General features: G+C 57.1%; 9 protein-coding genes. 5 read left to right on the top strand and 4 right to left on the bottom strand.

What is annotated here, in order from left to right; translation table 11 throughout:
* Window positions 1-781: ATP-binding protein (locus KEC16_RS19325; RefSeq protein WP_211552016.1), on the top strand; the 781-nt coding region annotated here is incomplete at its 5' end.
* A gap of 19 nt (window positions 782-800) precedes the next feature.
* On the opposite strand, the gene KEC16_RS19320 is transcribed toward KEC16_RS19325, so the two are convergent.
* Entirely contained in the window at window positions 801-1,052 is a 252-nt protein-coding gene (locus KEC16_RS19320) for a hypothetical protein (protein WP_211552014.1), read from the bottom strand.
* Between the two features lie 693 nt (window positions 1,053-1,745).
* Complete coding sequence (locus KEC16_RS19315) at window positions 1,746-1,901, bottom strand: hypothetical protein (protein ID WP_211552012.1); 156 nt, start codon at window positions 1,899-1,901, stop codon at window positions 1,746-1,748.
* 89 nt (window positions 1,902-1,990) lie between these two features.
* Here KEC16_RS19315 and KEC16_RS19310 point away from each other — a divergent pair, with 89 nt between their 5' ends.
* The 4 genes from KEC16_RS19310 (at window position 1,991) to KEC16_RS19295 (ending at window position 6,137) form a co-directional block, all read left to right on the top strand.
* The gene (locus KEC16_RS19310) at window positions 1,991-2,284 is read left to right on the top strand and encodes a DUF6626 family protein (RefSeq protein ID WP_211552010.1); all 294 of its coding nucleotides are present in this window, start codon (window positions 1,991-1,993) and stop codon (window positions 2,282-2,284) included.
* Window positions 2,285-2,711: 427 nt separating this feature from the next.
* On the top strand, window positions 2,712-3,617 hold the full coding sequence (locus KEC16_RS19305; protein ID WP_211552008.1) for a hypothetical protein: 906 nt from the start codon (window positions 2,712-2,714) through the stop codon (window positions 3,615-3,617).
* 1 nt (window position 3,618) lies between these two features.
* Complete coding sequence (locus KEC16_RS19300) at window positions 3,619-4,098, top strand: hypothetical protein (protein WP_211552006.1); 480 nt, start codon at window positions 3,619-3,621, stop codon at window positions 4,096-4,098.
* Window positions 4,098-6,137 (top strand): AAA family ATPase, encoded by a 2,040-nt coding sequence (locus tag KEC16_RS19295; protein ID WP_211552004.1) that lies wholly within the window; start codon window positions 4,098-4,100, stop codon window positions 6,135-6,137. The genes KEC16_RS19300 and KEC16_RS19295 overlap by 1 nt, the downstream gene beginning before the upstream one ends.
* Window positions 6,138-6,405: 268 nt before the next feature.
* On the opposite strand, the gene queE is transcribed toward KEC16_RS19295, so the two are convergent.
* Together queE and KEC16_RS19285 are read right to left on the bottom strand one after the other, a co-directional pair.
* Window positions 6,406-7,032: a 7-carboxy-7-deazaguanine synthase gene (gene queE, locus KEC16_RS19290; RefSeq protein ID WP_211552002.1), complete on the bottom strand. Its 627-nt coding sequence runs from the start codon at window positions 7,030-7,032 to the stop codon at window positions 6,406-6,408.
* Window positions 7,033-7,262: 230 nt separating this feature from the next.
* Entirely contained in the window at window positions 7,263-7,706 is a 444-nt protein-coding gene (locus KEC16_RS19285; protein WP_211552000.1) for a DUF6641 family protein, read from the bottom strand.
* Window positions 7,707-8,139 lie beyond the last annotated feature (433 nt).

The following is an 8,139-nucleotide window of genomic DNA, read 5'->3' as shown; positions in this document are numbered from 1 at the left end:
ACCAGCCCTCATCTTGAATCAGATTTCCGCCTCCTGGGGAATCCCCAACGATTCCGTCAGAGCGGGTAATGCTCTAGAGGCCTGTGCGCGAAGCGGCCGAAGATGGATTGGAGGGGACCACGATGCCGGTGCAATAGCTTCGGCATATGCCCGGATGAGAGGGGTGTTGAACGCCGACACTGCTGGCGACCTAAGGCTGTTCGTGCGGAGCGAATTTGCCTCAACGACCAAACCGCCGCGCTGCTACAACACTGATCTCAGGCGGTTGATCGACAACCTTTTTGCAGGGACACAGCAACGCACATTCCTCCAAGGTTCTGTGGTGGACATGGAAGAAAACCGTGAGCACGAATTCAAGGAGGTGCGCTCGCAAAAGCCCGTCAATACGATTATTGAGACTGCACAAGAGTATACAGTTGCCTTCCTAAATGCCGGAGGGCGGGGGCGGTTGTGGTTTGGTATCCAGGACGACGGTAATGTTTCAGGGGTGCAACTATCTCGATCCGATAGAGATAGGCTGCAAAGAGATTTAATGAACAGCCTTTCTCAAATTCAGCCTTCGGTTTCCCCAGGCGCGTTCCAATTGAATCTCCACCCGGTGATTGTGGACGGCGAAATCTCCGGGAATGTTTATGTTGTCGAGCTTGTGGTTCCAGAGGTAAGGACACAATCTCTATTTTTCACCGCAAACGGATCAGCCTACATAAAATATGAAGGCGGTCACAAGAAGCTGACCGGCCTGCATTTGCAGGATGAAATATTGAGGCGATTCGGACTGTAGGTGTGCGGAAACAATAAGCTCATTGATTTGCAATTCTGATCGGCGCAGAAACTCTCGCCGTGCGCTTGGGTGCCTGCGCCAAGAGCGCCGTCAGCCAACTGGCCTGCTTGATCTTGAGCGTGACCTCTGTCTTGCCCCGCAGCCGATTATCCATATCCACCAGGAACTTCTGCTCCTTTGGCTGCAATGAACGTCCGTGGTGCATTGTCACGTCGTCAATTGCGTGTAGAACTGCCTTGATGTCATTTGCTGTTAATGTGAAGTGATCCATGTGTGTTGTCCTCGAATGGGTTTGACGCTCAACTGGCGTTGAGCGGCATCAGCTCAGCGCCATCCCAGCTCTGCCGGTCTGCGCTTTCACTGCTGCGATCTATGAAAAGCATCTGAATGAATTAATTGAACGAAGTGAGCTGAACTGCATTTCCGGACAGTCACATTTCTCCCCCCGCTGACAGACTTCGGGAACCAAGACGCACGCGCGGTTGCGCGATACGTCCCCCGAGAACTTCAAAATCGAAATCGACATTGAAGCATCTGCCAGCGGGAGGAGAGGTAACGGTGTTTTCCGTCCAGTTGTGTAATTCGTTCCAGTTAAAGCGGCGCCCGAGTTTCTTTACCTATGGGAACGCCTCTCCAGGGCGGTTAAGCCCAGCGCGGTTATGCGGTTGTTCGCAAGCAGCTACGGGAATGCGTACACATGCATTCGCGTTATGACCGTTTCGGTGGCCTATACCGTGTGCGCTGATCGCGCGTCCACGCCCTCATTGGCCGTAGCCTCAGCCGTCCATCACGTGACCCAGATGTCGGCTGATCCTTTGTACACATGGGTCGCCGCCCGGTGGGTATTGCGCGTGTTGGGTCAGCGGGGTTCTCCTACTGTTTTTTCGGAGTGGCTCTTCTTCTTCTGTGTCGCAGCCCCTGGTGTGGACCCTATGTTGAGTGCCGTCTCCAGCACTATTGAATTTTAAGCGATCCGCTGTTGGATCGCCAAATTCGAAATCGTCTGAGGATGGCGGTTCTTTGCCGCAGCAATAGTGCCAGCAATGGCAGCCTCGATGACTTCCTGTAACGTTGCTGGCTTCCTGTCGAAGCCCAGCGTGATGGTTCTCGATCTTTTCATGTTCCGCGCTCCATTGGGTTGCTGCGTGTGCAGTTATTTATGACAGGCAGCATAAATAACTGCATGAGCAACGCATTGGAGACGCACACATGATCCTCATCGAAGCCCGTGACACCCTCATGGACCTTGGCCTGACCGATTCCCAACTGGACTTCTCTTCCCGATGGCTCGGCAAGCAGCCGTCCTACATGTCCTGCGTGGTGGCGCGCGGTCAGGAACCCAGCGCGGAAGCCCTGTTGGCGCTGGCCGGGCGCGTCACCCGTGAAGCCATGCAGATGCGTCGCGTGTTCCGGCATGCCGAGGCCGCTGCGTTGGACGACCTCAGCGGCAAGGTGTGGAACGAACTGCTGTCCCGCTATGCAGGGCAGCCCGAGGTGGTCTGATCGAACTTACTTCGCGGAATGCGCCTGCACAGCCCAACAGCGCCCGCACAGTACCGCACATTGCGGTCGCTATAGGGGCTTGCTCGGGGTGTTTCTGGGCGCATGAGCCGACTGGTGGAATTCTGGCATCTGGCTCCCACCTCAAAGGGGGCTCGGATGGAGATGGGCGTAGCAATATTGAAAGGCGATTGCCTACTTCAGGTTCAGCACGGGTGCTGAGGAGAAATTAACGGTCGAATGGGATGCGTACCCGCAGATGAAGGTCAATCTGCAATCCTTGCGCGTCCGTGCGATCTCAATCACCTTTTTAGGGGTGTGATTGTTTGATACGCTGTTGGCGGAGATAGGGGAGGAAGTCTTGCGCAAGACCGTTAGTCGTCATTTTGGCATGTGCTGCCGTATCGACGCCATTCGAGGATAACTGCAAGTGGCGGCCGAAATCGAGGCGTGGGATGGACACGAGTGGGAGGCACACCTCCTTCGGCTCCTCCATGATCAATATGGAGCAGAAAACGTCCAGAAAGTGCCTGCCAAGCACAAGGGCGATTGCGGGCTGGATTATTTCTGTCTCGAAAAACGTGTTGTGTATCAGTGCTACGCCGTCGAGGAGCCAGTTGATGTCGCAACTCGTTCTGCGAAGCAAAAGTCGAAGATCACGACCGATATCGGGAAGTTCTGCGACCCAGCAAAGGGGGCGGCACAGATTTTCGCGGGCTACAAGATTAAACGCTGGATTCTAGCCGTTCCGCTGCACGACAGCAGGGAGGTGGTCGAACACGCAATGAAGAAGACGGCGGATGTGATCGCCAAGAACCTAGCGTACGTCGATCCCGAATTTCAGATCTTGGTGCATGACCGAGAGGACTTTGACGAAGCGTCTTGGAAGCGGCGCGCGCAATTGCGCAATCGGATTCGACCGATCGTGCCAGTGCCAACCCGCGAGGAGGTGGTCGCTGCGGCTTCCGGCGATCAAAACTTAACGGAGAACCTGCGTCGGAAGCTCCAGGTGCGTTTCGACGAACTCGGTGCGCTGGAGGACGCTGTAGACGACGCGCTCCGTATTTCTCTTGAATCCCAGGTCGCGGTGGAAGCGTTGCGGAAAATCGCCCCAGAGGCCTACGAGGATGTGACCCGCCTCACTTCGCTGCGGTTGCGGCGACTGAGCCTCGGGTCCAGGGGGGCGGGGAACATCGACCGCCTCGACGCTGAGATCGACGGACTCAAATCGAGCATCCTCACCGCAGTCCCAAACCTCGACCCCGGAACCGCCGAGACCATCGCCTTCGGCGCGGTGAGCGAGTGGTTGATGCGCTGTCCGCTGAGGCTTGACTGATATGGAGGAGATTGTCCGCCTCAGGTCAGCCTTCACAGGCGATTTCACCGTGACCGAGCGGCCCGAGCCGATCCCTGGAGACCTGCGCATCGGATGGGGGCAGTCGCTGCTGTTGCTTGTACTCGCGTCATCGCGGGGAATGCGGTGCAGCCTTCAGAAAGTCCACTTTCTTGTACACCTAAGCCGCACCGCGCGATCCAGGGAGGAAACACGTGAGGTCCTCGCCCGCAAACGCTCACCCGCCGCGCTCTCTGTCCGGATCGAGCCATGGGTGAACCGCGCCGCTGCATTTAGCAAGGGTAACGGCCTAGTTGAAACCAAAGACGGGAAGTCGCTCTCCCTGACGGAAGCGGGCAAAGCCGCTGTGAAGGCGATCCGTTCGGCCGGTGTGCTGTCTGAGGAGGCTGCGTTTTTGGATGAGGTTGGAAGATTCACGACCGAGCAGGTGGTCGATAGCATTATGAAGATGGAGGCTTTTTGATGCCGCTGAGGATCAAGCACATCCGCCTTCGCGCGCAGACAACTGGCGGCCTGTACGGCACAGACGTTCCTTTAAGCGGCGGCTTGACGGTGCTGCATGCTCCCAACACATCCGGAAAGTCGACCGTGCTTCACGCTTTCCTATACGCGCTTGGACTTGAGCAGATGCTCAGTCCAAAACGGGAAATCCCGTTGTCCTACGCTATGCGTGACTACGTCGAGGACCCCGCCACGGCTCAACGGCATAGCATCCTCGAATCCTATGTCGCCGTCGAAATGGAGAACGCGGGTGGTGAGCGGATGACGGTCCGTCGGAACGTGGTAGCGTCCACCGATAAGAGGCTGGTGAGCGTGGTTGAAGGGCCAGAACTCTCCCAAGGACCGGGAGACTACCTCCGTCGCGACTACTTCGTGACTGATCCAGGTGCCGCGCAGCGTGAGGCAGGCTTTCACCGCAAGCTGGCAGAGTTTATGGGTTGGCAGCTTCCGTTCGTGAAGAGGTATGATGGCGGAGATTGTCCTCTGTACGTTGAGACAATATTTCCGCTCTTCTTTGTCGAACAAAAAGTGGGTTGGACCACGATCCCTGGCGCCATTCCAACTCAGTTCCGCATCCGCGAAGTACACCGCCGCAGCGTCGAGTTTCTCATGAACTTCGACACACACGAGACGGAACTGAAGCGCCAAGACCTTGAGTTGAAAACCAACGCTGCACGCGTCGAGTGGGCCAAGTCCACCGATTCCATCAACGCGGCAGCAACGGCGTCTGGACTGCGGGTGGCGCGCCTTCTCGCTAATCCCACCGCTTTCCAGAGTGAGGTCCGCGAATGTTTTCTTGAGGTCATTGAAGAAGGGCAGTGGCGTCGGCTTGATCAGCGGATCGCCGCATTGGCCGCCGAACTGACAGCGCTCGAAGAGCAGCATATTCCCGAGGTAGAGAGTGTCGCCGAAGGTGCGGCGGCGGAGGCCGAAAAGCTGAGCGCGGAGATACAGGCGCTGAACTCTGAGCGTGCAGAGATTTTCAGGACGCGGCAGGCTGAATTGGTGCAGCAGGCCTCGACTATACAGCGGATCGAGCAGCTTGAAGAGGATCTACAGAAGAACAAGGATGCTCTGAAGTTGCAGAAATTCGGGTCCACGCTCTCCCGGGAACTGGGACCTAACCATTGCCCGACCTGTGAGCAGCCAATTGACGACGCCCTGTTGCCCCAAGGGACGCTGGATACCGTCATGTCTGTTGAAGAAAACATCGAATATATCGGTGCTCAGCGGAAAGCGTTTAAGCGGCTAGCAGACCGCTCAGTCGCAATCATCCGCGAGCTCGATCTCGAACTCCTCGCAACCGGTGACGAAGTCCGGCAGCTCTCTTCCCGCCTGCGTGCACTGAAATCCGATCTCATTGCGCCGTCACATGCTGCGTCGGCCTCGTTCATTGAAGAACGGCTGCGCATCGAGCAACGCCTCAACCAGTTGCGCGATGCCGAGGCCCGGTTCGCGGAGTCGGTAAACAGGCTGGTCGAACAGGCCGCAACGTGGTCTGATTTGCTTGCAGAGAGAGCTGATCTACCCGCGGAACGGCTGAGCACTGCGGACCTCGCCAAGATTCGGGCGCTTGAGGAGTCGATCCGGCGGCAACTTGTGCGCTATGGTTTCATCACCTTCCCGCCCAAGGATTTGACAGTGTCCGAAGACACATATCGCCCAGAGAAAGAGGGCTTCGAGATCGGCTTTGAACTTTCGGCAAGCGATAGCATTCGGCTCAAGTGGGCCTATCAACTCGGCCTCCTCGACCTTTCGCGGACGAGAACGACAAATCATCCTGGGCTAGTCGTCTTTGATGAACCGCGCCAGCAGGAGGCGGCGGAGACGAGCGTGGCAGGCCTTCTCACCGAAGCCGCGAGAATCGCCAAGTCAGGAGCCCAGATAGTGATTGCGACGAGCGAGGACCTTGCCAAGGTCAAGAATTTCGTTGCCAATGTTGATCGCCAGCTTCTTGTTTTTGAAGGGCGGCTAATTGATCGCATAACTTCGGACGCATAAGCTCATTCACCGTAAGGCAAGATGTCGGAGATGACTCGCCCACCTTCACGGCGTCGATGACAATCTGGATTGTCGGCACCAGCTTGTCATTGATGCCAAAGGCCGGAGTTGGAGGCAGCCTAGGCGGGATGGACAACAGGGGCATGAACTTACTTCAGGTAAGCTCGCAAAATACCTCTGAGCAGCCCGGCCGCGCCCGCACAGTGTTCGGTCCTGCCGCCCCAGTTACCCGTGTGCTGGCGGAACCGCAGAGGCAAAGGCCCGAGCCTCAGCGCAGTCCCAGAGCTTTGTGCATTTGTAGCCCCAGTCGCCATTGCTGGTGCTTCAGGCAATATTCCGTAGCTGCAACCGTGTTTGCGGCGACATCGTCTCCATCCATGGGTTGGAGGAAGAAGTGCTTGAAGGCCAAGCCAACGAAACGTTGAGGATCGACGCCGGGTTGGGGGAAGACCAATTTCAGTTCGTCGCCTTCGGCCACCTGTAGCGGAGCATTGGCTTTTGGGCTGACACATAGCCAATCGATGCCAGGACAACGTGGCTGTGTGCCGTTGGTTTCTACCGCGACCTCAAACCCAACAGCGTGAAAGGCGGCGCACAGCTTTTCGTCCAGTTGTAACAGCGGTTCGCCGCCGGTACAGATGACCAATGGACGGCCACCTTCGGCATGCGGCCAAAGGGACATTGCCGCTGCGGCCAAATCGTTCGGGTCGGAAAAGTTGCCTGCGTCAGCGCCAACGAAATCGGTGTCGCAGAATTTGCAAATGGCCTTTTCCCGGTCGGGGGCTCGGCCTGACCACAGATTGCACCCGGTGAAACGGCAGAACACAGCCGCGCGTCCAGCATGCGCCCCTTCGCCTTGTAACGAGTAGAACATCTCTTTGATTGCGTATGGCATTTATTGATCCGAAGAGTGCTTTGTGCATTTGCCGGTAGGCGTGGCGTATAAATTCGCCCCCACCAGATCGCAAGCACCTTACATATCCTCTTCCAAATCTCTCGCGATGCGGGACAAGACGTATTTTCATGGATGTGCGGAACCTGGGGAGCGTCCAAATAGCCACGGCCAATTCAGCTCTGCCCGTCATGAAACTGCCGTGCATGTCGCCACGCACGGCAGGGAAAGCGTTACGCGGACTTGCCGGGCTTCTTGCGCGCCGCCAGCGCGGCCTTCATCGCCGCATCCAGCTCGCCCGCCTTCACGGCGTCGATGACGGTCTGGATAGTCGGCACCAGCTTATCCTTGGTCCCGACCTCGATGGCGTTCTGGTCCTTGCCCAGCGCCAGGATGGTGTTGGCATAGCGGAGCTCGATGAACCACTTGCCGCTGAGGTCGTGCCAGTACCAGGGGCGCAGACGCTTCTCGCGCTCGACGGTGACGGTCGTGCCGTCTTCGCCCTTTTCTCGGACGGTGCGGGTGGCCTTGTAGGGGCGGCCTTCGGCAAGGGCAGTCGCCATTTCCAACTGCTCGGTCAGATGCGCGACCATCCGGTTGCGCATGCGCTCTTCCGGGGTCTCCTCGACCGGCTTGCGGGAGGCGTTGGCGAGCTTCAGCTTGGTCAGGGTGGACATCGGTCGTTCTCCGTGTGTTTCTGTTAACCACACGCTAGCGACCGATTTCCGGAAAATCTGCCGATTTATCTTTTCAAATCAGGTCCGTAGACGCTTGAGCCCATGGTGCTGCAAAGTGCATTTGTCGAACCGTGAGCAGGCCTGCGGGCGGCGAAGTTACTTCGAGTAAGTTCGAAAGGCGTGACGGTTCCGCCACATTCATATTTGCGTTCGTGGTCCCGATTCGAGGGGCGAAGCGGTTGCCTCCGGCGCCTTCCCGCAATCCAAGTCCTGATATTTTTGTTTGCTTCGATAGATCGCATCTTCCACCTAAAGGTGCCTTCAGCTACCATTGAGACAGAACATTGCAACTGGTTGATAACTGGGAATTATGGTCGATCAACTTCCCCGAAGCAGTGGATCCCGGGTCGCACATTTGGATTCTGACCCGAAC

The sequence above is a fragment of the Magnetospirillum sulfuroxidans genome, from assembly GCF_018224925.1.
Lineage (GTDB): Bacteria > Pseudomonadota > Alphaproteobacteria > Rhodospirillales > Magnetospirillaceae > Magnetospirillum > Magnetospirillum sulfuroxidans.
Note: the sequence above shows the minus strand (reverse complement) of the source record. Positions and strands in the feature narration are given on the sequence as shown.